Genomic DNA, 23,543 nt, shown 5'->3' with positions numbered 1-23,543 from the left:
CTGCCCGCCGTTCACCCGTCGCCTGCCCCCCCGCTGACCGCGCACGGCCCTCCGTCAACGCTTCGCGGTCCCCGTCACGCGGCGGGGTCCGGGCGGGCGTGGTGGAGCAGGCCGGTGATGACGTCCTCCAGGGTGACGATGCCGGCCACCGTGCCGTCGTCGGCGGTGATCGCGGCGAGCTGGGCCCGCCGCCTGCGCATCGTCGTCAGCACGTCGGCCATGGTGGTCCGATGGCCGACGTGCGGCAGGTCGCGGGCCGGCAGCGGCTCGTCCGGCGCGTGGCCGTTGAGCGCGTCCAGGACGTGCAGGTAGCCGCTGAGCCCGCCGGAGGCGGCGCCGCCCACCGGGAAGCGGGAGTGGCCGTACCGGCCGGCGTACTGCTGGAGCTCGGCCGCCCGGGTGGTGGCGGGGACGCTGACCACCTCGCCGATCGGCACCATCACCGACTCCACCGGGCGCGCGTACAGGGCGAGGGCGGCGATCATGCGGTCGTGCTCGTCCCGGTCCAGCAGCCGGTGCCGGTGCGACTCCTGGATCAGCGCCGGCATCTCGTCGGAGGTGAAGACCGACCGCACCTCCTCGATGCGCGGGATGCGCAGCGCCCAAAGGACGCCCGCCGCGATCGCGTTGATCATCACCAGCAGCGGGCGGGTGGCGCGGGCGACGACGCGCAGCGTGGGCACCAGCCACAGCGCGGCCCGGTCGGGCCCCGACAGGGCGAGGTTCTTCGGCACCATCTCACCGATGATCACGTGCGCGGAGACCACGGCGATCATGGCAAGGGCGAACGCCGCCGGATGGACCAGGCCGGGCGGAAGGCCGAGTGCGGCGAACAGCGGCTCCATCGCGTGCGCCACCACCGGCTCGCCGACGGCGCCCAGAGCCAGCGAGGCGAGGGTCACGCCGAGTTGCGCGGCGGCGAGCATCAGCGGCACCGCGTCCATGGCGGCCAGCACGGCCCGCGCCCGCCGCGACCCCTCCTTGGCGGCCGGTTCGATCTGCGTGCGGCGCGCGGAGATCAGCGCGAACTCGGCGCCGACGAAGAACCCGTTGACCCCGAGCAGGACCACGATGGCCAGGGCGTCCAGCATCGTCATCGGCCCTCCTCCGCGTCCGGGGCGGTCAGCGTGATCTGCTCGACGCGGTGGCGGCGCACGGTGTCGGCCCTGAGCGTCCACCCTTCGACCACCGCGCTGTCCCCAGGGTCGGGCAGGCGGCCGAGCCGGCTGATCAGCAGGCCGGCGAGCGTCTCGTACGGCCCCTCCGGCATCTGGAAGCCGGTGCGCTCCTCCACCTCGTGCGCCCTCAGCACCGCGGGGACGGACACCGACGTGCCGGAGGCGAGCAGGGCGCCCCGGGGCTCCTCCGACCCCTCCTCGGGCAGGTCGTACTCGTCGGCGATGTCGCCGATCAACTCCTCCGCCAGATCCTCCACGGTGACGATGCCGGCGAATCCGCCGTACTCGTCCACCACGACCGCCATCTCCCTGTGGGCGGAGAACAGGCGTTCCTGGACGGTCTCCAGATCGAGCGACTCGGGGACCAGCAGGGGAGGGCGCCGGATCGCCGCCACCCGCGTCGTCGCCCGGTCGGCCTCGGGCACGGCGAAGGCGTCCACGACCGAGGCGACGCCCACGATGTCGTCCAGCTCGCCGCCGGACACCGGCAGCCGCAGGTGGCGCTCGCGCCGCGCGAGCGTCAGGAAGTCGGCGACGGTGTCGCCGTCGGTCACGGTCACGCAGTCGGTGCGGGGGGTCATCGCCTCGGCGGCGGTCCTGTCGCCGAAGCGCAGCGCCCGGCGCAGCATGGCCGCGGTGCCGGTCGGCATGGCGCCGGCCTCGGCGGACAGGCTCATCAGCAGGCTCAGCTCGTCGGGGGACCGCGCCGAGGCCAGCTCGTCCTGCGGCTCGGCCCCGAGCGCGCGCACCAGGGCGTTGGCCGTCGCGTTGCACGCCTTGATCAGCGGTGCGAACACCGCGGAGAAGGCGCGCTGCGGGGGCGCGGAAATGCGGGCGATCGCCATCGGCCGCGACAGGGCGGCGTTCTTGGGCACCAGCTCGCCGAGCACCATCTGGCTCACCGTGGCGACGAACAGCCCGAGCAGCGCGGCCACGCTCTCGCCCGCCTGGCCGGGCATCCCCGGGACCCGGTCGACGAGGGGACGCAGCAGGTGGGCGATGGCGGGCTCGGCGATGACGCCGAGCAGCAGCGAGGTGATCGTGATGCCGAGCTGGGCGCCGGAGAGCTGGAACGACAGGCGGCGCACGGCCGCCAGGATTCCCTGGGCCCCGCGGTCGCCCGCCGAGGCGAGCCGCTGGACCTCGCCGCGCTCGACGGTCACCAGCGAGAACTCCGCCGCGACGAACACGCCGTTCGCGATGACCAGGGCCAGCGCACCCAGCAGGAAGATCAGATCGACGACCACGGCCCTCGTCCTCCCGTGGAACCCGCTCTTTCAGTAGAGCAGATCCAACGCCTTGTCCGGCTCTGGCCGGAAACCGTACCGGCCCGGCCCCTCGCTCGGGAATGCCGTGTCCGAATTCCCGCGGAGCGGACGCGGACGGCGGAGAGCCCTCTAGGCACGGCGGCGCGCCGATCGGATACTACGCGCAGGCGACATCACTCCCGCGGGGCGGAGGAGGCGCGCGGGCCGTCCGCGGCGCGAATCGGGGCACGTACCACGGAGGGAAGCCGAAGGCCGCCCGGCGGGCGACGGCTCTGCGACGGGCGGGCCGGCGGGGCGAAGCGGCCGGAGGCGAGGGTGACGGCTCAGGGAGGCACTGGTGCTCGGCAAGAAGCTCACCGAGGCGCGCTGGACGCACGTCGCGCTGCCAAGCGGCGACCTCGACAAGGCCATCGAGTTCTACACGACCATGACCCCGCTCGTGGTGGTCTCCACACACGAGGACAAGGACGGGCGCAACGCCTGGCTTTCCAACGACAGGCAGGTGGAGACTCCTTTCGTGCTCGTCCTGGTGGAGTTCGCCAAGGACCGGGGACGCAAGCAGCCGCAACTGACGCCGTTCGCCCATCTCGGCATCGAGGTGCCGGCCGACCAGGACGTCGACGAGATCGCCCGGCGCGCCCGGGAGCTCGGCTGCCTGCACTGGGAGCCGACGCGGCTGCCGCCCCCGGTCGGCTACGTCTGCGCCCTGACCGACCCCGACGGCAACGTCGTCGAGATCTCCCACGATCAGAAGGTGTTCGAGGAGGTACGCACGCTCTGGGCCGACTGACGGCGTCGCCCGCCGCCGCCCTCCGCCTGCCCGCCGGGCGCTTTCCCCGGCGCACGGCGGACGGGCGCCGGCTGAAGCGGTTCACTGGAACCGGTTTCAGGACGTCCACCACCACACGATGCCGGCCGGCTCGCGCGGCCGGCCCCACCGCAGGAAGAAGGAGCGCCGTGCACATCCGCCGCCTCGCGCCGCGCGCGCGTGATCCGACCCGGTAGGGCCCGTTCCGGCAGGTCTGACACCGCACCCGAGGGGCGTGCGTACGCGCCCACCTCAGTCGGCAAGATCCGGAAATCAACCTATAAGAGGTGATCGATACCGTGGTTCCGCCTACCACCGCGATCGCGGATGTACTGCAGTTACGAGGCCAGAGGGGCTGCCTCAGCCCGCCGCTGCGCCCCGTCCATCGAACGCCGGGACTGTTCGCCAAGGCCCGCACCGTACGGCTCGCGCCCGGACCCGGCGAGCACGGTCTCGAACCGCTGTGCGCCATCATGGACGAGTGCCTGGCCGACCGGGTGATCGTCGTGGCCGGTGCCCAGGCCGCGGCCGGGGCCGTCTGGGACGAGATCCTGACCCGCGCTGCGCTGGCACGGGGCGCGCGCGGCCTGCTGGTCGAGGGCGGGGTGCGCGACGTCAACGCCTACCGCGACCTCGGCCTGCCCGTGTGGGCGCTGTACGAGGCGACGGCCGGCCCCGGGCTCGGCGTGCACGTCGCCGCCGTCGGAGACCCTGTGGAGATCGGCGGCGTGACGGTGGACGAGAGCACCACCATCGTCATGGACGGCGCGGGGGTGATCGCCCTGCCCTCGACCGACGTGTTCGCCGACTCCTACATGTACGCCGACGCCGAGGAGAACGTCGTCGCGGCGCTGCGCGAGGGCGCCACGCTGGCGGAGGCCAACAGATACCGGGAGGACATGGTCGCCAAGCTTCGCCGCGCTCTCTGAGCGCCTTCGCCGGATCCGCCCGCGCGTACCCGCCGTCCACCGGGCGGGTACGCGTGGCGGCGCCGGGCGGGAAGGTCAGTCCTTGAAGGCGTCCTTGACGTTCTTCGCGGCGTCCTTCACCCGCTCGCCGGCCTGCTTCAGGCTGCCCTTGGCCTCGTCGGCCTCGCCTTCGGCCCGCAGCTCCTCGTCGTCGGTGACCTCGCCGACGCCCTGCTTGGCCTTGCCCTTGAGCTGCTCGGCCTCGTTCGCGATCTTGTCGTCCGCACCCATGATCAGTCCCCCTTCGCTGTGGGTCTGTCCCGCTACTGCACCTGTCCGGTGCGAGGGCGGGTAAACGCCGCAGAGGGTCGTCCACTCCGTCAAGTCCTGCCAGGCGCCGACAAAGCCGGACGGGGATCAGCGACGGAAACCTCGCCATGGGCGGGGATCCCGGGACATACTTGATCACGCGCGGGCAACAGTGGCATTCGTCGTGTCCGATGACGAGAAAGCGGGACCATGGCCTCTCCCCGGCGCTCGATCGTGTTGGTGTCCGCGGCGGTGAGCGCCGCGGCGCTCGCCGTGCTCTTCGCGGCCATGTGGTTCGGCGGCGGATGGCCGCCGCGGCAGATCCCCGGCCTTCCCTCGCCCGGCCCGCTGACGACCGCGGGCCTGCCCGTCGTCCGGCTGCTCCACGATGTGTGCGCGGTCGCGACGGTCGGCACGCTGCTCGCCGCGGTGGCGCTGGCCGGCGGCCCGGACGACCGGCGCGCGATCATCCGCGCCGCCGGGCCGTGGGCGCTCGGATGGGCACTCGCCGCGGCGCTCACCCAGATCCTCACCATGTCCGACCTCCTCGGGCTGCCGGTCGGGGAGGCGCTGGAGTCGGGGTTCCTGCCCACCTACAGCACGCAGGTGCCGCAGGGCCAGGCGTTCTTGCTGGTGACGCTGCTCGCGGTGGTCGTGGCGATCGCGAGCTCGCGGTCCTGGGGTTTCCGGGGCCGGGTCGCGCTGCTCGCCGTGGCGCTGTTCGCCGTCCTGCCGCCCGCCTACGTCGGCCACTCCGCCTCGGCCGCCGACCACAACATCGCCGTCTCCAGCCTCATGGCGCACATCGCCGGGGTGACGCTCTGGGTGGGCGGCCTGTTCGCGCTCGTCGTCCACCTGAGCCGCTCGCGGGCCCGGGGGGCCGCGGCGGCCGTCGCGGTGCGGCGGTTCAGCGCGGTCGCGCTCTGCTGCTACGTCGCCGTCGGGGCCTCCGGCCTGGTCAACGCCTGGGTCCGGCTCGGCGGGGCGTCCCAGGCGTGGGAGAGCCGGTACGGCCTGCTGGTCCTGGCCAAGGTGGCGGCGCTCTGCGTGCTGGGATGGTTCGGCTGGACCCACCGCCGCAGCACCATCGCGACCCTGGAAGCCGTCCCCGCCGTCCCCGCCGTCGCCGTCCCCGCCGAACCTGCCGAATCTGCCGAGCCGGACGCATCCGGGAAGTCCGACGCATCCGGCGAGTCCGGCGAGTCCGGCGAGTCCGGCGAATCCGGGGAGCCCAGGGAGCCAGGGGAGTCCGGCGGGGCCGGGGCGGCGGACGGCGGGGGCGGCGGCCGAGGGACGTTCCTGCGGCTGGCGGCCGCCGAGACCGGGGTGATGGCCTGCACGATCGCGCTGGCGGTCGGCCTGTCGCGCACCCCGCCGCCCCGCGCCGCCGCGCCGCACGACCAGCACGAACTGCTGGGCTACTCCCTGCCGCCGTTCTCGCCCTGGCGGCTGCTCACCGAGACCCGGCCCGACCCCGTCTTGATCCTGCTCGTGGCCGGCGTGGGCGTCGCCTACCTGGTGGGCGTGTGGCGGCTCGCCCGCCGGGGGGAGGGCCGCGGGGAGGGCGGGCAGGTATGGCCGGCCGGTCGTACGGCGGCCGCGATGGCGGGCATCCTCGTCCTGCTGTACGGCGTGGCGGGCGGGGTGGCCGCGTATGGTCCTGCGATGTTCTCCATGCACGCCCTGCAGTACGCCCTCATCGGCACCGTGGGCCCGGCCCTGCTCGCCCTCGGGGCTCCTCTGGTGCCGCTGCGGGAGGCCGCGCCGCTGGTGGGCCGTGCGGCGAACGGCCCGGTGGCGACCGCGCTGACGCACCCGGCGGCCGCCACGGCCCTGTACGCCCTGCCGTACTTCCTGCTCTACGTCACCGGCCTGTTCGAGCCGGTCCAGTCGAGCCTCGCCGTGCGCCTGGCCGCGATGGCCGTCATGGCGGTGACGGGCACGTGGTTCTTCTTCGTCGTGCTGGGGGTGGACCCGCTGCCCAGGGCGATCGGCCCGGGAGTGCGCGTCCGCATGCTGGCTGGCGCGCTGGCCGTGCAGATCTGGGTGGTGCTGCTGTTCCTCGCCGGTCCGGCGCAGGGGGCGGACTGGTACGCGGCGCTCGCCACCCCGTGGGTGCCCGACCGCGCCGCCGACCAGAGCGCGGGCGCGGTCCTCGGCGCCGGGACGGCCGCGCTGGTGATCGCGCTGCTCATCGTGCTGATGGCCGTCCGGCGGCGCCAGGCCCGCCGTCGCCTCGCGGCCCAGGACGTCTCGGCGTCCGGCGATCGCGCGATGCATGCCTGACCCACCGGCGGATCGCGCGATGCGCCGCTGCCCCACCGGCCTTTTTCAGCCTTGCGCGCCGCGTCTAAGGTGTCCCTCATGACGCGGTCGCCGGCCCCGGGCCCTGCGGACGGATCCTCCGCCGCACTCGCGCGACGCCTGGGCACGGGCGACGCGGTGGTGATCGGCCTCGGCTCGATGATCGGCGCGGGGGTGTTCGCGGCGTTCGGCCCGGCCGCCGCGGCCGCCGGGCCGGGGCTGCCGCTGGGGCTCGCCCTCGCGGCGCTGGTGGCCTACTGCAATGCCACCTCCTCCGCACGGCTCGCCGCCCGCTACCCCGCCTCCGGCGGCACGTACGTGTACGGCCGCGAGCGCCTGGGCGATTTCTGGGGGTATCTCGCCGGTTGGGGCTTCGTGGTGGGCAAGACCGCGAGCTGCGCGGCGATGGCGCTGACCGTGGGCGCCTACGCCTGGCCCGGGCACGAGCACCTGGTGGCGGTGGCGGCCGTGGCGGCGATCACGGCGGTCGACTACGTGGGCGTGCACAAGGCGGCCTGGCTCACCCGGCTGATCGTGGCGGTCGTCCTGGTGGTGCTGGCCGTCGCGGTGGTCGCCTGTCTCACTGGTGGTGCCGCGCCGTTCCTGGCGCCGGCGCCCGCCGGGATGACGCCGGGCGGCGTGCTCCAGGCGGCCGGGCTGCTCTTCTTTGCCTTCGCCGGATACGCCCGCATCGCCACTCTCGGCGAGGAGGTGCGGGACCCGGCGCGCACCATCCCCAGGGCCATCCCCATCGCCCTGGGGCTGACCCTGGTCGCCTACGCCGTCGTGGCCGCCGCCGTGCTCGCCGCGCTCGGCCCGGCGCGTCTCGCCCGTTCCACCGCGCCCATCGCGGACGCCGTCCGGGCCGCCGGGGCGGCGGGGCTGGTCCCGCTGATCACGGTCGGCGCGGCCACGGCCGCCCTCGGATCGCTGCTGGCGCTCGTCCTCGGGGTCTCGCGCACCGTGCTGGCCATGGCCAGGGACGGTCACCTTCCCCGCCCGCTGGACGCCGTCCACCCCCGCTTCCGCGTGCCGCACCGCGCCGCGCTGGCCGTCGGCCTGGTGGCGGGCATCGTCGCCGGCACGGCGGACGTGCGCGGCGCGATCGGCTTCTCGTCCTTCGGCGTGCTCGTGTACTACGCGATCGCCAACGCCTCGGCGCTCACGCTGACCGCTGAAGAGGGCCGTCCCATGCGGGCCGTGCCCGTGATCGGGCTCGCCGGCTGCCTGGTGCTGGCCTTCAGCCTTCCCCTGTCCTCGACGCTCGCCGGAGGCGGGGTGCTGGTCCTCGGCGCGGTCGCCTGGGCGGTGCGCAGGGTGCTCAGGCGGCGCTGAACGCGAGTCCGGCGCCGCCGCGGAACGGCCGCGCGCCCTGCGAGAACGGCCGCGCAGCCCTGCGCGAACGGCCGCGCAGCCCTGCGCGAACGGCAGGGCGAGCGGGCCGCCGTCTCAGAACAGCCAGTCGAGCAGGCCGCCGCGCTTCTTCTCGGTCGGAGTCGGCTGGGGCTCGGGCGCCTGCGTGGTGGGCGGAGGCGTGGGGGAGGGCGACGACGTCGCCGTCGGCTTGTCGTCCTGCACCCGCGGGTCCTCCTGCTCGGGCTCCTGCTCGGGCTCGCCGGGCGTCCGCGTGGGCGGGGCCGACGTGTGGCGGGTGCGCGTCGGCGAGGGCCGCGTCGTCGGCTGCTGCGTCGTCCGCGGCCGGGAGGCCGTCGTGGGCTCGGCGGACGGCGAGACGCTGGGCGTCGGCGTCGCCTCCTCGCTCTCCTCGGGCGTGACGGGCGGCTCGGTGGCCGCGTCGGTCGAACCGGCGGACGGGTCGTCGCTGCCGAGGGTCGCCTTTTGGCCGGCGGGAGTGCAGTCGGCGGCCGGCGCGCACGCGGCCTCGGGCTTGGAGCCCACCGAGGAGGAGACGATCCAGCCGCCCGCGACCGCCAGCACGACGATCGCGGCCATGGCGAGGATGAGGCCCTTGTTCCTGCCGCTCTTCTCCTCCTCCAGGTCGCTGTCCCCGGTCCAGCCGGAGCCGAGGAACCCGCGGCGCTGCTCCTCGCCCTCGGGCGCGTGTTCGTCGTCGGGGCCCCAGTCGTCGCCGTCCGGACGCGCGTAGCCTTCCGGCCGCTCGTAGTGCTCCGACGCCTCGAAGCCCTCGGTGTGCTCGCCGGGCCCCTCCGCGCGGTCGTAGCCCTCGGCGCGGTCGTAGCCCTCCGCGGGGTCGTAGCCCTCCGCGGGGTCGTAGCCCTCCGCGGGGTCGTAGCGCTCGGTGTGGTCGTAGCGCTCGGTGTGGTCGTAGCGCTCGGTGTGGTCGCCGGGCGCGTCGTACCCCTCGCCGCGCTCATGACCCGGGCGGTCGAAGTCGGCGGAGTCGTCGCCGTGGGCGTGGACGGACTCGCGCCCGGGCGTCCATCCGTCGGAGAGCACGTCGCCGCCCGGACGCTCAGGCTCCGCGGCCCAGTCGATGCTGAAGGGACCGGTCTGCTTCAGAGGATCCTCGTCGTGGGATCTCGGGTTGCCGTCGCGGTCCATCTCGAACCTCTCTGCTTTGAAACCTGGCCGCGCAACTTCTTAGCAGCTTCGACAGCGGCCTGTCCGGAAACTTCACAGTTCTTTCAACATTCGCAATCTTCCCACCCATCACCTAAGCCGCAGAACATCACAAGCGGGAAGGCGGGTAATCGCACGCCCCGGGCCCGTCCCGACCTGCGGAGATTCTTCGCCCGCCCGCCCGGGGAAGGTCTCGCGCCCATCCCCCGGGCCGGAATACCACCTGCCGGGAAGTCGTCGTATTTTGGATAACAGGCGTCACCATGCGTACGAAGGCGCAGGTGACGGGCAGGGTCCAACGTCACATCGCAGTGGCGTCGTAAGACCCTGCCGGTTCGCTCGCTCGTGGCCGACTCTGGATAGCGGATTCCCTGACAGGGAGGTGCCCCATGCGATCCTTGGCCAGGTGGACGACGCGGTGTGCTCGCCGATATCGGTTCGACCGCAACCCGTTGCGCCGTCGCTCTGACCGCGTCGAGGCCGTCGCCGTGCTGGTCACGCTGCTGGCACTCCTGATCAGTCTGTGGCCCGCGGCCGTCGCCGCCCGCGTGGTCTACCAGCATGGCGTCGCCGCCGAGCGCGAGGAGCCGGTCCTGCGCAAGCAGGTGACCGCGGTCCTGCTGGAGGACGCCGCCAGCACCAGCACGGTCTCCTCGCAGGGCGCCGTGCTGGGCATCAAGGCCAAGGTCCGCTGGTACACCCCGGACGGCAGGCCGCACACCGAGGTCATGGCCGTTCCCGCGCAGGCCAAGGCCGGCTCCGCCCTGAAGATGTGGGTCGACTCCGCAGGGCGGCCGGCCGCCGCTCCGCGGACGCGTCCGCAGACGGTCGCCGACACGGTCGTCGCCGGCTTCGGCGTAATGGCGGCGGCCGGAGGCGTGCTGTTTTTGAACCTGGCGCTCGTCCGGTGGCTGCTCGACCGCCGCCGTTACGCCGAGTGGGACGCGGAGTGGGCCGGCGTCCACGAGCGGTGGCGTCGCCCGCGCCAGCCCTGAGAGGCGTGGTGACATGAACCGGCACGTCGCCGTCGGCGTCGACGGGTCACCGCCCTCGCTGGCGGCCGTGCGCTGGGCGGCCGCCGACGCCGGGCGGCGCGGCGTGAGCCTGCGCGTCGTCCACGTCATCGACCCATGGGTGTTCGACCAGCCGCTCGCCACCCCGCCGGGGTTCCACGACTCGCTGTCGGAACGCTCCGGCGTCGTGCTCGCCGAGGCCGCGGCCGTGGCCCGCGAGCACGTCCCCGGGCTCGCCGTCGAGACGGCGACCCTCACCGGCACCGTACGCGAGGCGCTGCTGATCGCCGCCCAGGACGCCGAGGTGCTGGTCCTCGGCAGCCGGGGCCTGGGCGGGTTCCTCGGCATGATCCTCGGCTCGGTCTCGATGGGCGTCGCCGGACGCGCCCGCTGCCCGGTCGTGGTCGTCAGGGACGCGGAACGGGCCGCGTCCGTCACGTCCGACGCGCACGGAGAGATCGTCGTCGGCCACGACGCCGCACCGGAGTCCGACGCCGCCCTTGAGTACGCGTTCGAGGAGGCCGCCCGCAGGGGCGCCCTGCTGCGCGCCGTCTACGCCTGGCAGGTGGACGTCTTCCTGCCGATGTTCACCACCTACACCGCCGACCTGGAAAGGATCCACGACCTCGGCAGGCGGGCCGCGCAGGACCAGCTCGCGCCATGGCGGGAGAAGTTCCCGCGTGTGCGGGTGCGCGACGCGGTCGTGCGCGCCCATCCGGTGGAGGCACTGTGCCAGGCGTCATCCGAGGCCGACCTGCTGGTCGTCGGGTCGCGGGGAAGAGGCGGCCTCGGCTCGGCGGTGCTCGGCTCGGTCGGCCACGGCGTGCTCCACCACGCCTACAGCCCGGTCGCGGTCGTGCGGTCGCGTCCTGCCAGGCCGGCGGACGGGGGCACGGGCGGATGAGACAGAGCCTCCGGTTCGGTCACGTGGCCGGCATCCCGCTGGGAGCCCACTGGTCCACGCTGGCGATCATCGGGCTGATCGGCGCGGTGCTGGCCCTGTCCGTCCTGCCCGAGGCCGTTCCCGGCCAGGAGGCGGCGCGCTACTGGACGGTCGCCGTGGTCACCACGGTCGTGTTCCTCGGCTCCCTGCTCGCCCATGAACTGGCCCACGCGCTGGTCGCCCGCCGTCGGGGGATCACGGTCAGGTCGATCACGCTGTGGCTGCTCGGCGGGGTGACGGAGTTCTCCGGCGAGGAGGCGCGGACGCCGAAGGACGAGTTCCAGGTGTCGGTGGCGGGCCCGCTGGTCAGCCTCCTCCTGTCCGGCCTGTTCTTCCTGGCGGTCCTGCCCTTCGACGGCTCCACCCTGGTCGTCTCCGCCGTCCGCTGGCTCGCGCTGATGAACGCCGTCCTTGCGGTGTTCAACATGCTGCCCGGTGCTCCGCTGGACGGCGGTCGGGTGCTGCACGCCGTCCTGTGGCACCGGCACGGCGACCGCGCGCGGGCCGACCGATCGGTCGCCAGGGCGGGACAGGCGCTCGGCATGACGCTGATCGCGCTCGGCGGCCTGCAGCTGATCCTGCTGGCCTGGACCGGTGGGCTGTGGATGATGCTCATCGGATGGTTCCTCGCCGGCGCCGCCCGCGGCGAAGGCATGGTCCGCACCGCCCACCGAGGGCTGAAGGGCCGGCGGGTGCGCGACGTCATGACCCCCTCGCCCGACGTCGCCCCCGCGTGGCAGGACATCGACGACTTCGTGGCGAACACGGCGCTGCGCTCCCGCCAGCTGGTGTTCCCCGTGGTCGACCTCTCCGGGCGCCCCACGGGCACGCTGACCCTGGAGACGCTGACGGCCATCCCGCCGGAGCAGCGCCACGACCGCCGCGTCGCGACCGTGTGCAAGCCCCTGCCCTCCGGCCACGTGCTCGACCCGGACGACGAGGCCGACCGCATCCTCGGGCTCTCGTCGTTCACCGGGGAGCCGATGGCCGTGGTCGCCGACGCCGATCACGTCGTGGGCATGGTCACCACCGCGGACCTCACCCGGGCCCTCCAGCAGGCCGTCCTGCGCACCACCACGACACCGCCCCGCGGCTCCCCCGAGGACATGGGCACCGGTTCCCCGGGCTGAGAGCGGCGAACGGGCGTCCGGCGATCAGCGCAGTGCGCCCAGTCGGGCGAGCGCGCGGGCGAACCGGGAGCCCTCGGCCGCCGCCGCGACCTCGGCGGCGTCCCGCGCGGTGTCCACATCGGTCAGGCAGGGCAGCAGGGCGACGTCCAGCCCGGCCTCGCGCAGCCGCGCGAGTTGGGCCGCCCCCGTGTACGACCGGGACATCGGCACGCCGAGCAGCAACTCCGGCCGCGGGGAGCGCAGGCCGAGCAGCCAGAACCCGCCGTCGGCCGCGGGCCCGAACACCGCGTCGTGCGTACCGAGCAGCGACAGCGCCGTGGACAGCGTCTCGGGCCTGACCTGCGGGGTGTCCATGCCGATCAGCACGACCGGCTCGGGCAGCCGCCGGTGGGCGTCCTCGAAGGCCGCCGCGAGCCGCTCGTCCAGGCCGTGGCCGCGCTGCGGCAGCACGGTGAAACCGGCGGGCACCCAGGGGCCCGGGTCGCCGTCGAGCGCCAGCACGCGCCCCGCGGCGGGGACGCGCGCCACCGTCGCGAGCGTGTCGGCCAGCGCCGCGGCGGCCAGTCCTGCGGCCTCCTCCGGGGTGAAGGGCGGGGTCAGCCTGGTCTTCACCCTGCCGGGCACCGGCTCCTTGGCGATCACCACCACCTGCCCGCGTCCCGGCCGCCCCGTCATCGGGCGCCCGCCTGGCCGGCCATGACGCGGCGCATGTCGCCGATCGCGCGCAGGGTTCCCCGCACCGTGCCCGTCACCTTGGAACGGCCCGCCCGTGGAAGGTAGTCGACCTCCACCTCGGTGATCCGCCAGCCCGCCGCGGCGGCCAGCAGCACCGTCTCCAGCGGGTAGCCGAACCGGCGGTCCGCCATGCCGAGCTTGATGAGGCCCTCGCGGGACGCCGCCCGCATCGGCCCGAGGTCGCGCAGCGGCATGCCGGTCCTGCGGCGCAGCCTGCCGGCGAGCACGGCGTTGCCCAGGCGCGCGTGCGCCGGCCACGAGGCGTCCGCGCTGAGTCTGCGGCGGCCGAGGACCAGCTCCGCCCGCCCGTCCAGGACCGGGCCGCTCACGCGAGGGAGCTGCCGGGGGTCGAGGGAGGCGTCGCAGTCCATGAAGCAGACGAAGTCGGCCGTCGCCGCGACCAGCCCGGCGTGGCAGGCGGCGCCGAAGCCCTTTCTCGGCTCGCTGACGACACGCGCGCCGAGCCGGGCCGCGAGCTCGGCCGACCCGTCGGTGGAGCCGTTGTCCACCACGATCGGGCGATAGCCGTCCGGCATGCGCCCGAGCACCCAGGGCAGGGCGGACGCCTCGTCCAGGCAGGGGAGCACCACGTCGATCTCCATGCGTGCGACGGTAGACGCACGCGGGCCCGACCAACCCTTACAAGGTGATGACGTGCGGGCGCGGCCGTCGCGTCACGGGGAGGGGCCGCCCCGCCCGCTCGAAGGTCCGCGCGGGCGGGCGAAGGGCGGGCGGGGGTTTCGGCGACGCAGGGTCAGTTGTCGCGGCAGCGCAACAGGAGCATCGCGGCGTCGTCGTGCAGGGGCGCGTCGACGTGGGCGACCAGGTCGAGCCGGAGGGCCTCCAGCGCGGCCTCAGGATCGTCGTCCTTGAGGAGGAACGCCCGGTCGGCGAGCGGGTAGAAACGGCCGGAGCGGTCGCGGGCCTCGATCACCCCGTCGGTGTACAGCAGGATCTGGTCGCCGGACGCGAACGCGACCTGGTGGGGGTTCGGGCCGTCGACCTCCAGGACGGCGAGGCCGAGGGGCGGAGCGGTGTCCTGCGGCTCGGCCAGCGTGATCTCGCCGTTGGCGCGCAGGATCAGCGGCGGCGGATGGCCGTAGTTGAGCAGCGTGAGCCGCCCGGCGGGGTCGGCGTCGACGAGGATGGCGGTGACGAACTCCTCGCCCGACAGGCGGCGGTTGAGGGCCTTCTCCAGCCGGCCGCTGACGCCGCGCAGGTCGGGTTCGTCGTGGGCGGCCTCGCGGAACGCGCCGAGCACCAGCGCCGCCGTCTCGACGGCCTCAAGGCCTTTGCCCTGAACGTCCCCGACGATGGCGCGGACCCCGCTCGGGCCGGTGACGACCTCGTACAGGTCGCCGCCGATGCGCGCCTCGGCGTTGGCGGAGGTGTAGGAGACGGCCGCGCGCAGATGGCCCGCCCATCGGGGAACCGGCCTGAGCAGCACCCGCTGCGCCACCTCGGCGACGGAGCGGACGGTCGCGAGCTCGCGCTCGCGGCGCTGCCGTCCGACCGTGGCGAGGATGCTCGCCGCGGTGACGCCGGTGATGGAGATCAGGCTCATGTTGCTCTGCCGGTCGCCGAGGACTCCCGAGTACAGGGCGAGGACCAGCGACAGGGCCAGCGCCACGGCGCCGATGAGCACCGTGCGCCGCACGCCGCCCACCAGGCTGGCGAACGCGGGGCCGACCGCGAGCAGAGAGAGGTATCCGACGCCGGGTCCTGAGAGGAAGTCGACCGCGGCGACGATGCCCAGGGAGGCGTACGGCAGCGCCCCCATGAGCCGCTGCGTTCTGCGACTGACCGCGCTCATAGGCGGCGTCCCGCTGCCGTGACGCTCCGTCCTCGACGCCGATCGCTCGCCACAGGATGCCTCCGCGGAATAGGTCCGTCTCGGTGGTGTGCCGACCAGACTTCCCGGTGCTCCGCGGCCACTGTAACAAGGCGGTGAAACGGCGAACAGCGTTCTGGCCTTACGTGATGGTCACAGACGCGGGCGGCGCCGCCATGCGGATGAAACACGGCGATGGACCGGCGAGCCGGTGAATGCGCCAGGGGACGGCGCTCGCGCGGAACCCGCTCACCGGATGAATCTTGAGTGACTACGAACCGGGATAAACGCCACCGTTTCCCGCTTATGTCAGCAAGCACCTCGACGACCTCACAACAGCAACGAACTGGACGCCCTCCAACGTCGGAAAGCCGGACCGAGCCTGCCCGAGCGCGATTCGAGCCGGGAGGTCTCTGAAGGGCTCATGAATCGAACCTTACTCTGGGATCGGCCAACTGGGACCGATTCGATATAGGTCCTCGGATTTCCGCGCCCATCCCATCCCTGAAGCCCTGCGATAACCCCTTAAGGTGATAAATGGCTATCAGGGGGGTAGTTAGGTCAAGGCGGATTCGTTGGGGTTCGCGACATGGGCGGGCAGGCGGACGGTGAAGCACGCGCCGCCGCCCCGGCGCTCGGTGACCTCCGCGGCGCCCCCGTGGAGCAGGGCGATCTCCCTGACGATCGCGAGGCCCAGGCCCGCGCCGCCCGCGTCCCTCGCCCGTGCCCCGTCCAGCCTGGTGAAGCGGTCGAAGACGGCCTCCCGGCGCTCGGCGGGGATGCCGGGGCCGTCGTCCAGCACCTCCAGCAGCGCGTCGTCCGCGTCGCGCGACACGCGCACCTTGACGGCCGAGGACGCGTGCCGCACGGCGTTGTCCACCAGGTTGACGACCATCCGCGAAAGATGGGAGTGGGAGCCGCGCACCACCACGTCCGGCTCGATGTGCGGCCGCACCCGCACGCCGGCCCTCGGACGCGCCCGCAGGGACTCCTCGGCGGCCACCTGTCCGAGGTCCACCTCGTCGTCCCTCGCCGGTTCCCCGGCGTCCAGGGCCGCGAGCAGGAGCAGACCGGCCGCCAGCGACTGCAACCGGTCGACGTCGCACAGCGCCTCGTCGGTCGTCTCGCAGGACGGGGCCAGCTCCAGGCGGGTGCGCAGCGTCGCGATCGGGCTGCGCAGCTCGTGGGCGGCGTCGGCGACGAACCGCTTGTGCCGCTCGACGGCCTGCTCCAGCCGGTCGAGGGTGGCGTTGACGGTGCGGGCGAGCGCAGCGATCTCGTCCTGCGCCGTGGGAACGGGCACGCGCCGGTGCAGGTCGCGCGTGGTGATCTCGGCCAGCCGGGTCCGGATGCCGGACACCGGGACCAGCGCCCGGCCCACGAAGAACCAGGTCAGTCCGGCCACCAGCAGCAACAGGACCGGGATGCCGAAGATCAGCAGCCGGTTCAGCACCCCCAGCGCCTCGCGCGCCGGGCCGAGCGAACTGCGCGCCATGACCGTCACCGGCCCGGCGCCGGTCTCCACGACGGTGCTGGCCGTCGTGTACTCCCCGGTGCCCCAGCCGGCGCCCGGGGCCTCGGCGGGAGACCCGATATGGACGTCCGGGTCGGGCACCGTCCGCAGGGAGACGTCGATCGGCGCGCCGGGCGAGGCCTGCGCGGCGACCGCGAGCGCGGCGCCCTTCTCCGAGGTCCCGGGCGCACCGGCCGCCTTCGCCGGGCCGGGAGAACGGGCCGGCTTCGCGGAACCGGGCGAGCCTGCCTCGTTCGCGGGGCCGGGCGAACCCGCCGGGTTCGTGGGGGCGGGCGAACCCGCCGCCTTCGCCCGGCCGGGCGGAGCGGCTCCCTCCACGCGGGGGTCGGGGATCGCAGGCACCGGGGTGGCGGCCAGGTGGCTCGCCGCCACCCCGGCCCGTTGCGCGGCCTCCGCGCCCGCGCTGCGCACCAGGTCGGCGCGCAGGGTCGTGGTCAGCGCGATGGCCGCCGCCGCGAGGGCGGCCGCGACGATGAGGGTCGCGGCCACGGTCGCGCGCAGCCGGACCGACCACCGCATCAGCGCCGCCCGTCGAGGCGGTAGCCGGCCCCGCGCACGGTGACCAGCGACGAGCGGCCGAACGGGGCGTCCACCTTGCGGCGCAGCGCGCTGATGTAGACCTCCACGATGCTCGGATCCCCCTCATAGGCGAAGTCCCACGCCTGCCGCAGCAGCTCGGCCTTGGAGACCACCTCCCCGGGCCGGCGCGCGAGGCTGTGCAGCACGGCGAACTCCTTGGGCGTGAGCGCGATGTCCACCCCGGCCCTGCGGCAGCGCATGCCGGCCGGGTCGATCACCAGGTCGCCGACCGTCAGCGCCACCGGGCGCTCCCGGCCGCCGCGCCGCACCAGGGCGCGCAGCCGGGCCAGCAGCACGACGTAGGAGAACGGCTTGGACAGGTAGTCGTCGGCTCCGGTGTCCAGCGCCTCGGCCTCGTCGTACTCGCCGTCCTTGGCGGTCAGCATCATGATCGGCGTCCAGTCGCCCGCGTCGCGCAGGCGGCGGCAGATCGCGTACCCGTTGAGCCGCGGCAGCATGACGTCGAGCACGATCGCGTCGTAGGCGTTCTCGGTCGCCATCCACAGGCCCTCGGTGCCGTCGTGGGCGACGTCGACGGCGAAGCCCTCGTTCGACAGGCCGCTCTTCACCAGGGCGGCGAGCCGGTGTTCGTCCTCGACCAGCAGCACACGCATGCGTCAAGGGTGCCGGACGGACCTGAAGCCCAGCTTAAGATCCTTTCGGCCGGCTTCAGGGTGGCTTCAGGTAGCCCTCGCCAGGCTCTCTCCCGACAGATCCGCCAGGCCGCCCAGCGAGGGGCGGGCCGACCGCAAGGGAGACCATTCGTGATCGCCAAGCGCCTGCGCATGGTGCTGTCCGCCGGGGTGCTCGGGGTGGCCGTCGCCGCCACCCTCACCGCGGCGGGCTACGCCGACAACCCCTCCGGCAAGGATCCCGCCGACGCGGCCACCACTGTCGTCTGCCGGCACACGACGTCGATGGTGGACAAGGACGGCAAGGCCGTGGACGCGGAGAACCGGGAGCACAGGGAACTCAGCACGGGCGACACGACGTTCGCCGTGCCGGCCCTGCCGCCCGGCGAGGCCGCGCCCGAGGGTGCGGCCCGGCCGGAGGGCGTGCCCGAGGGCGAGCACAGGCTGTCGACCGTGCCCGACGCGGACGCCGCGCCGGGGGTGCCCGGCGAGCGGGCCGAGCGCGTTCCGGCCGAGAAGGGCGCGGACGAAGGGGGCCAGGACGAGAAGGGCGCCGGCGAAGGCGTCCAGGACGAGAAGGGCCGCACCGACGGCGGGACGGCTCCGAAGGACGGCGCGAAGGGCCACGGCACGGCGGACTGCGTCGACGTCGTGACCTCCGCCGTGCCGGCCGTGTCGGCGCAGCCCGCCGCGCCCGCGGAGTCCGCGGTGCCCGCCATCCCGGCCGTGCCGACACAGTCCGCGGTGCCCGCCATCCCGGCCGTGCCGACACAGTCGGCCGTGCCGGTGCGGCCCGCGGTGCCCGAGCAGCCGGAATAGGCAGGCTCCTCCCGCCCGGCCGGCCTGAGGGCCGGCCGGCGCGGGACGCGCCGCGTTCAGGCGCTCAGCGGGCGAGCGGCTTCAGTTGCAGCTCGTCAAGCAGGGTGCTGGTGGCCGCGGCGACGGCCTCGACGGCGCGCTCGAAGGCCTCGGTGTTGCGCGCGGACGGCGCGCGGAACCCCGAGATCTTGCGGACGTACTGCAGCGCGGCGGCCCGCACGTCGTCGTCGGTGACGTCACTGGTGTAGGGCTCGCGAAGGGTCTTGATGCTCCGGCACATGAAGAGACGGTACGTCATGGGCGCGGAAGGCGAGCGACCGTGTCCGCGGGCTTGGGGTCACCCCAGCGCCGCGCCCGTGCGCGGTCGGTTCGCGCCGCCGCGAAGCTCGCAAAGTCCCCGCCAAGCGGCGTTACCCGGCGTCTGCCGCCGGGGATGGGCAGTACATCTCTGACCCACGGAGGCCGCCATGGCGCAGAAGACGATCGCCGCCCCGGAGGACGCCGGGCGAGGACGGGTCGCCCCGCAGCCAGGAGTGACGTTGCCGCTCGTCGGCCGGGTCGTCATGCCGCCGCCTGACCGGTTGGCCTTCTATGTGGCGCTCGGCGCGCTCGCCGCCTTCGAGGTCATCGAATGGCCGCTGGCGCTGGTGATCGGCCTGGGGCACTTCCTGGCCGAGCAGCATTTCTCGCAGGCCCTGCGAGGCGTGGGGCAGGCGGCGGAGATCGTCTGAGGCGCCTGCCCGCGAACCTTCCGGGCTTCGTGCACGATGGCCGTAATGCCGGTTTGCACGCGGTCCGCCGGCCGGGACCAAGGTGAACGACACATGTCCTGTTCATGACTGTCAATTCCCGGACGGGTTGCGCTTTCCCCATCAACGGCAAAATCCCGCCATATGCGATCACCGGCGCCGGACCGCAAACACGATAAAAAGTCTCGATATGGGATGGACATCGGCGTTCCGTGGATCTGGTTGTGGTCCGTTCGGCTCGGGTACATGGTTCTCGCCCGCCGAAATAGGACAAAAGGAGTCATATCAATGACTTTCAACCCTTTGGAACAGCAGGGCATCCCGCTGGACCAGCAACTGCGCAACTGGCGGGAACTCAACGTCCCCCAGCTCGACCCCGACCACTCCGACCCCTACGCCCGGTGCCGGGTCATCACCATGAACGGCATCGAGGTCGAAGCGGTCATGTTCAGCCACCACTTCGCGCGGCGCTGCCCCGACCTGGACGTGCGCCGGCAGCTCGCCGAGGTCCGCTACATCGAGCAGCAGCAGCAGAAGGCCGTCAACTGGCTGCTTCCAGGGCTGGCTTCGGTGCTGGAGACCACGATCGCCTACGAGCAGGTGGCCGTCGACCTGACCGCCTGGGTCGCCCGCATGGAGCCCGACCCGTACCTCAAGCAGGCGTTCGAGTTCGGCATGCTGGAGGACTTCGACCACCTGTACCGGTACGCCAACCTGTACGAGCTGATCGAGCACCGCAAGGCCGAGAAGATCGTCGACGCGCTGACCGAGGTCATGCCCGGACGGCCCACGCCGCTGCACCACCGGCACCCGATCGACAACGTGCGCGATCACTACGACAAGGACACCGCGAGCCCGCTCTCCAAGCTGCACACCCTGACGATCATGGCCGCCGAGCAGCAGACCATGAACTTCTACATGAACGTCGGGCCCGAGTACATGGAGCAGATCGCCCGCCAGCTCTACCAGGAGATCGGGCTGATCGAGGAGGAGCACGTCACCCACTACGAGTCGCTGCTCGACCCGAACGAGACCTGGTGGGAGCAGCTCGTCAACCATGAGTACAACGAGTGCTACATGTACTACTCGTTCATGGAGACCGAGTCCGACGACCGGGTGAAGGCGGTGTGGGAGCTCCATCTCGCCATGGAGCTGGAGCACCTGCGCATCGCCTGCGAGCTGATGCGCCGTCACCAGGGCCGCGAGCCGGCCGAGATGCTGGCGCCCCAGTTCCCGGCGCCGGTGATGTTCGAGCCGAACAAGACCTACATCCGCGAGATCCTCGCCACGCAGATCGACCTCACCACGCTCGGAACGGGCTACGTGCGCGACGCGCACGAGCGGTTCCAGCGCTTCCAGGAGCGGTTGCACGGCGGCGAGACCGCGCCCAGCGACCAGGTGCTGGAGGAGACCCGGGCGAAGTTCGGACAGGACTACCGGATGGAGACCGAGGGCCCGCACCCCGTGCCCAGCATGCGCCGCCCCTCCCACGACTGACGGGCCGGGGAAGGGACGACGACAGGCGCCGGCCCGCCACTCTCGGGCGGGCCGGCGTTAGGCGTAGGGACTGGACGGATGGGCGAGCGGGTCAGCGGTCGCCCTTCTTCTTGCCGCCCATCGCCTGGCGCACCACGTCACGGACGCGGTCCATCATGGCGGTCGGCGTGCCCAGCAGGACGTTCTTCTTGGCCGACTCCACCCCCGGGTGCGGGTGCGTCGGGGCGAGCGCCTCGGCGGCCTTGACGCCGAGCGCCATCGTCCGCCGCTCGGCCGAGCTGGTCTCCCTGACGAGCTGGGCGAACTCGTAGCGCTCCTCCGCCCGGGCGTGCTCCTCCACGGCCATGCGCAGCTTCTGCAGGTGCGAGGGGAACGAAGGGTCGTCGGTGCCCCGCTCCTCCATCAGCGTGAGGAGCTGCTTTGCCTCGTTCTCCTCGCGCAGCCGCTCGTCGACCACGGCGTCGCCGCCGTCGAGCGCGCGCCTGGCGTACGGGTGGACGATCTCCTCCTCGGCGGTCTCGTGGACGGCCAGCAACCGCACGAGATCCTGGAACGCCTCCGCCCGCGCCTCCCCGGTGGCCTGTTCCACTTCGTCGAACATGTCCCTGATGGTGGCGTGCTGGCGGATCAGCAGCCCCACCACGTCGTTCTCGTCCATCAGCTCGGGCATGGTCTTGCTCTTCGCCATTGCGGTTCCCCTCGTGTCCTCGCCGCGGTGCCTCGGTTGTCCGCCGTCAGGCAATGAAGACCTTCCCCACCGCCGACGGGCACATGGACATGTACCGATAAGACCCAGCAAAGAGGTCATATGTGCGGCAAAGGGCTGAAGAGCATCGAATGGCGGCGAAAGACAGCGGGGGTACGGCCGGTTGGGCCGTACCCCCGCCCGACGGGGCCGGTCAGGAGGCGGTGCAGGTGTAGCCCGACGGCACCGAGGTGTCGCCGTCGGGCCGGCCGCCCTGGAAGCCGAACGTCGTTCCGGCGCCGGCCGCCAGCGCGCCGTTGTAAGCGGCGTTGCGCACGGTCACCGTCCGCCCGCTGCTGGTGAGGGACGCGTTCCACGCCCCGCTGACGGTGTGGCCCGAGGGCAGGGTGAAGGTCACCGTCCAGCCCGTGATGGGCGAGGTGCCGGTGTTGGTCACCGTGACCGGCTGGATGACGTAGCCGCTGCCCCACTGGCCCTGCGTGGTGGCGGTGACGGCGCACCCGCGGTCGCCTCCGCCGCTACCCGCCGTGGTGAAGGTCACCAGGCCGGAGGCGCCGGACAGGTTGCCCGCGCCGTCGCGCGCCCGCACGTAGACCTGGTACCGCGTGCTCGCGCTCAGGCCGGTGAGGGTGATGGAGTTCGTGGTCGTCTGCCCGAGCCGGGGGTCCGTGGTGCCCTGCTCCCGGTAGACGTCGTAGCCGGCCAGGCCGGAGCCGCCCGAGTCGGTGGAGGCGGTCCAGCTCAGCGTGGCGCCCGAGGAGGTCACGCCGGTGGCCGCCGGAGTGCCCGGCGTGGTCGGGGGCGTCGTGTCCGACGGGTCGCCGCCGCCGCTGTAGATCGTCGCCTCCCTGGCCGTCTGCTTGATGCCGTTGGCGCCGTCGAAGATGCGCCGGCCCCACGAGGTGAGCGCGCCCGCGTTGAAGCCGGTGACCATGTCGAGGTACTCGACGCCGCCGCTGTTGCCGCTCCACGACCAGCCGAGGTAGCCGATGCCGCGCGACTGCGCCTGCGCCATGATCGTGTCCTCGTCGGGGTTGCCGTCGGAGTGCTGGTCGCCGAACTCCCCGACGACCAGCGGCAGCCCCGCCGTCCGGAAGGCGTCGAAGTAGGCGTTGATCTCCGCGGCGGTGTCGAACACGCCGTACATGTGGATCGAGAAGACGGTGTTGCGCTGCGGGTCGGCGCCGGCGACGGTCGCGGCGTTGTCGCGCATGACGAACTGCCAGTCCTGGCCCCAGTTGGGCGCGTCCACCATGATCAGGTGCTGGAAGCCGTTGGAGCGCAGCCGGCTGATCGCGTTCGAGGTGGCCTGGGTCCAGCCGCTCACGTTGTTGTTGCCGTACGGCTCGTTGCCGATGTTCAGGATGACGTAGTCCTCCTGGCCGGCGAGCGCGCTCTTGACGCTGATCCAGTAGTTGACCGCGGCGTCCAGCGTGACGGCGCCGTCCTGCTCGCCGTAGCCGGTCGTGTCGTGGTTCTCCAGAACGCAGATCAACCGGTTCGCCTTGCACTGCGCGATGACGTTCGCCACGTCGGCGGCGTTGTTGGCCGTCCAGCGGCCGCCGCTCAGCACGATGCGGACCGCGTTGGCGCCGAGGGACTTGATGCCCGCGAGCGACGAGGTGGTCTGGCCGGCGTACCAGGTGTGCGCGTGGCTGACGCCTCGCAGGATGAGGGCGCTGCCGTTCGCTTCGACGATGTTCCTGCCGCTCACGTGCAGGCCCGTCGCGGCGTTCGCGGGCTGCGCGGCGACGAGCATCGACAGCAGCAGCGCCAGCATGGCGGTGACGGCCGCCTCCGCCGTTCGGAATCGCTTTCTCATGGGACACCTTCCGCGGGAACCGTTAACCGGTTAAGTGAACGGGCAGTGTCGCCAGAGTCGGCGTATCCGGCGCGGATGTACAGCCTGCGCCCGGCCGCGCGAGCGCGTCGGCACCCTCCCTGCGCGCGGCCGCCCGCCGCCGGCGGCCGCCGCGACATCGCAAGACGCCACCGGGACGTCACGCGCGGCCCGCGCCCCGGCGGTGCGGCGAGGGCAGGACGAGCTGAAATTTTCACC

At 73.0% G+C, this 23,543-nt stretch carries 22 protein-coding genes; 10 read left to right on the top strand and 12 right to left on the bottom strand.

All coding sequences use genetic code 11. The features are described from left to right. Positions 1-74 precede the first annotated feature (74 nt). Entirely contained in the window at positions 75-1,097 is a 1,023-nt protein-coding gene (locus ACZ6QO_RS08575) for a hemolysin family protein (RefSeq protein WP_465848947.1), read from the bottom strand. Next, on the bottom strand, positions 1,094-2,425 hold the full coding sequence (locus ACZ6QO_RS08570; RefSeq protein WP_465848945.1) for a hemolysin family protein: 1,332 nt from the start codon (positions 2,423-2,425) through the stop codon (positions 1,094-1,096). The genes ACZ6QO_RS08575 and ACZ6QO_RS08570 overlap by 4 nt, the downstream gene beginning before the upstream one ends. 358 nt (positions 2,426-2,783) lie before the next feature. Here ACZ6QO_RS08570 and ACZ6QO_RS08565 point away from each other — a divergent pair, with 358 nt between their 5' ends. Together ACZ6QO_RS08565 and ACZ6QO_RS08560 are read left to right on the top strand one after the other, a co-directional pair. Continuing rightward, positions 2,784-3,236 (top strand): VOC family protein, encoded by a 453-nt coding sequence (locus ACZ6QO_RS08565; RefSeq protein ID WP_465848944.1) that lies wholly within the window; start codon positions 2,784-2,786, stop codon positions 3,234-3,236. Between the two features lie 305 nt (positions 3,237-3,541). Beyond that, on the top strand, positions 3,542-4,183 hold the full coding sequence (locus ACZ6QO_RS08560) for an RraA family protein (RefSeq protein WP_465848943.1): 642 nt from the start codon (positions 3,542-3,544) through the stop codon (positions 4,181-4,183). A gap of 75 nt (positions 4,184-4,258) precedes the next feature. Here the strand turns inward: ACZ6QO_RS08560 and ACZ6QO_RS08555 are convergent, their stop codons facing one another. Next, complete coding sequence (locus ACZ6QO_RS08555) at positions 4,259-4,453, bottom strand: CsbD family protein (RefSeq protein ID WP_465848941.1); 195 nt, start codon at positions 4,451-4,453, stop codon at positions 4,259-4,261. Between the two features lie 228 nt (positions 4,454-4,681). On the opposite strand from ACZ6QO_RS08555, the gene ACZ6QO_RS08550 reads away from it, so the two are divergent. Beyond that, on the top strand, positions 4,682-6,757 hold the full coding sequence (locus ACZ6QO_RS08550) for a bifunctional copper resistance protein CopD/cytochrome c oxidase assembly protein (RefSeq protein ID WP_465848939.1): 2,076 nt from the start codon (positions 4,682-4,684) through the stop codon (positions 6,755-6,757). Positions 6,758-6,835: 78 nt separating this feature from the next. Continuing rightward, positions 6,836-8,110 (top strand): APC family permease, encoded by a 1,275-nt coding sequence (locus ACZ6QO_RS08545; protein ID WP_465848938.1) that lies wholly within the window; start codon positions 6,836-6,838, stop codon positions 8,108-8,110. A gap of 114 nt (positions 8,111-8,224) precedes the next feature. Here ACZ6QO_RS08545 and ACZ6QO_RS08540 read toward each other — a convergent pair whose 3' ends face one another. After that, on the bottom strand, positions 8,225-9,298 hold the full coding sequence (locus tag ACZ6QO_RS08540; RefSeq protein WP_465848937.1) for a hypothetical protein: 1,074 nt from the start codon (positions 9,296-9,298) through the stop codon (positions 8,225-8,227). Positions 9,299-9,705: 407 nt separating this feature from the next. Here ACZ6QO_RS08540 and ACZ6QO_RS08535 point away from each other — a divergent pair, with 407 nt between their 5' ends. From ACZ6QO_RS08535 to ACZ6QO_RS08525, 3 genes are read left to right on the top strand one after another with little or no spacing between them, the layout of a single operon-like run. Beyond that, a complete protein-coding gene (locus tag ACZ6QO_RS08535) occupies positions 9,706-10,311 on the top strand; it encodes an Rv1733c family protein (RefSeq protein WP_465848936.1) in 606 nt (201 codons plus the stop codon). 13 nt (positions 10,312-10,324) lie between these two features. Then, positions 10,325-11,233, top strand: a complete 909-nt coding sequence (locus ACZ6QO_RS08530; protein WP_465848934.1) for a universal stress protein — start codon at positions 10,325-10,327, stop codon at positions 11,231-11,233. Continuing rightward, on the top strand, positions 11,230-12,402 hold the full coding sequence (locus ACZ6QO_RS08525) for a site-2 protease family protein (protein WP_465848933.1): 1,173 nt from the start codon (positions 11,230-11,232) through the stop codon (positions 12,400-12,402). The genes ACZ6QO_RS08530 and ACZ6QO_RS08525 overlap by 4 nt, the downstream gene beginning before the upstream one ends. 24 nt (positions 12,403-12,426) lie before the next feature. Here the strand turns inward: ACZ6QO_RS08525 and ACZ6QO_RS08520 are convergent, their stop codons facing one another. From ACZ6QO_RS08520 to ACZ6QO_RS08500, 5 genes are all read right to left on the bottom strand, one after another. Further along, positions 12,427-13,077 (bottom strand): TIGR04282 family arsenosugar biosynthesis glycosyltransferase, encoded by a 651-nt coding sequence (locus tag ACZ6QO_RS08520; protein ID WP_465848932.1) that lies wholly within the window; start codon positions 13,075-13,077, stop codon positions 12,427-12,429. Then, positions 13,074-13,739 (bottom strand): glycosyltransferase family 2 protein, encoded by a 666-nt coding sequence (locus ACZ6QO_RS08515; protein ID WP_465848931.1) that lies wholly within the window; start codon positions 13,737-13,739, stop codon positions 13,074-13,076. Before ACZ6QO_RS08515 ends, ACZ6QO_RS08520 begins: the two co-directional genes overlap by 4 nt. 152 nt (positions 13,740-13,891) lie before the next feature. Further along, entirely contained in the window at positions 13,892-14,950 is a 1,059-nt protein-coding gene (locus ACZ6QO_RS08510) for a PP2C family protein-serine/threonine phosphatase (RefSeq protein WP_465848929.1), read from the bottom strand. Positions 14,951-15,524: 574 nt separating this feature from the next. After that, positions 15,525-17,021 carry an ATP-binding protein gene (locus ACZ6QO_RS08505; protein ID WP_465848928.1) on the bottom strand — a complete coding sequence of 499 codons (1,497 nt, stop codon included), beginning with the start codon at positions 17,019-17,021 and terminating at the stop codon, positions 15,525-15,527. Further along, positions 17,021-17,695, bottom strand: coding sequence for a response regulator transcription factor (locus ACZ6QO_RS08500; protein WP_465848926.1), 675 nt, complete (start codon positions 17,693-17,695; stop codon positions 17,021-17,023). Before ACZ6QO_RS08500 ends, ACZ6QO_RS08505 begins: the two co-directional genes overlap by 1 nt. 150 nt (positions 17,696-17,845) lie before the next feature. Here ACZ6QO_RS08500 and ACZ6QO_RS08495 point away from each other — a divergent pair, with 150 nt between their 5' ends. Next, a complete protein-coding gene (locus tag ACZ6QO_RS08495) occupies positions 17,846-18,532 on the top strand; it encodes a hypothetical protein (RefSeq protein WP_465848925.1) in 687 nt (228 codons plus the stop codon). A gap of 64 nt (positions 18,533-18,596) precedes the next feature. On the opposite strand, the gene ACZ6QO_RS08490 is transcribed toward ACZ6QO_RS08495, so the two are convergent. Further along, a complete protein-coding gene (locus tag ACZ6QO_RS08490; protein ID WP_465848923.1) occupies positions 18,597-18,812 on the bottom strand; it encodes a DUF2277 domain-containing protein in 216 nt (71 codons plus the stop codon). Between the two features lie 187 nt (positions 18,813-18,999). On the opposite strand from ACZ6QO_RS08490, the gene ACZ6QO_RS08485 reads away from it, so the two are divergent. Further along, the gene (locus ACZ6QO_RS08485) at positions 19,000-19,263 is read left to right on the top strand and encodes a hypothetical protein (protein WP_465848921.1); all 264 of its coding nucleotides are present in this window, start codon (positions 19,000-19,002) and stop codon (positions 19,261-19,263) included. A gap of 306 nt (positions 19,264-19,569) precedes the next feature. Then, positions 19,570-20,778, top strand: a complete 1,209-nt coding sequence (locus ACZ6QO_RS08480) for a hypothetical protein (protein WP_465848920.1) — start codon at positions 19,570-19,572, stop codon at positions 20,776-20,778. A 91-nt stretch (positions 20,779-20,869) separates the two neighbouring features. Here ACZ6QO_RS08480 and ACZ6QO_RS08475 read toward each other — a convergent pair whose 3' ends face one another. Then, positions 20,870-21,466, bottom strand: a complete 597-nt coding sequence (locus tag ACZ6QO_RS08475) for a hemerythrin domain-containing protein (RefSeq protein ID WP_465848918.1) — start codon at positions 21,464-21,466, stop codon at positions 20,870-20,872. Positions 21,467-21,677: 211 nt separating this feature from the next. Next, positions 21,678-23,306 carry a cellulase family glycosylhydrolase gene (locus tag ACZ6QO_RS08470; RefSeq protein WP_465848916.1) on the bottom strand — a complete coding sequence of 543 codons (1,629 nt, stop codon included), beginning with the start codon at positions 23,304-23,306 and terminating at the stop codon, positions 21,678-21,680. Positions 23,307-23,543 lie beyond the last annotated feature (237 nt).

Source organism: Sphaerisporangium sp. NPDC049457 (genome assembly GCF_055586705.1).
This window is presented reverse-complemented; position numbering and strand designations above follow the sequence as displayed.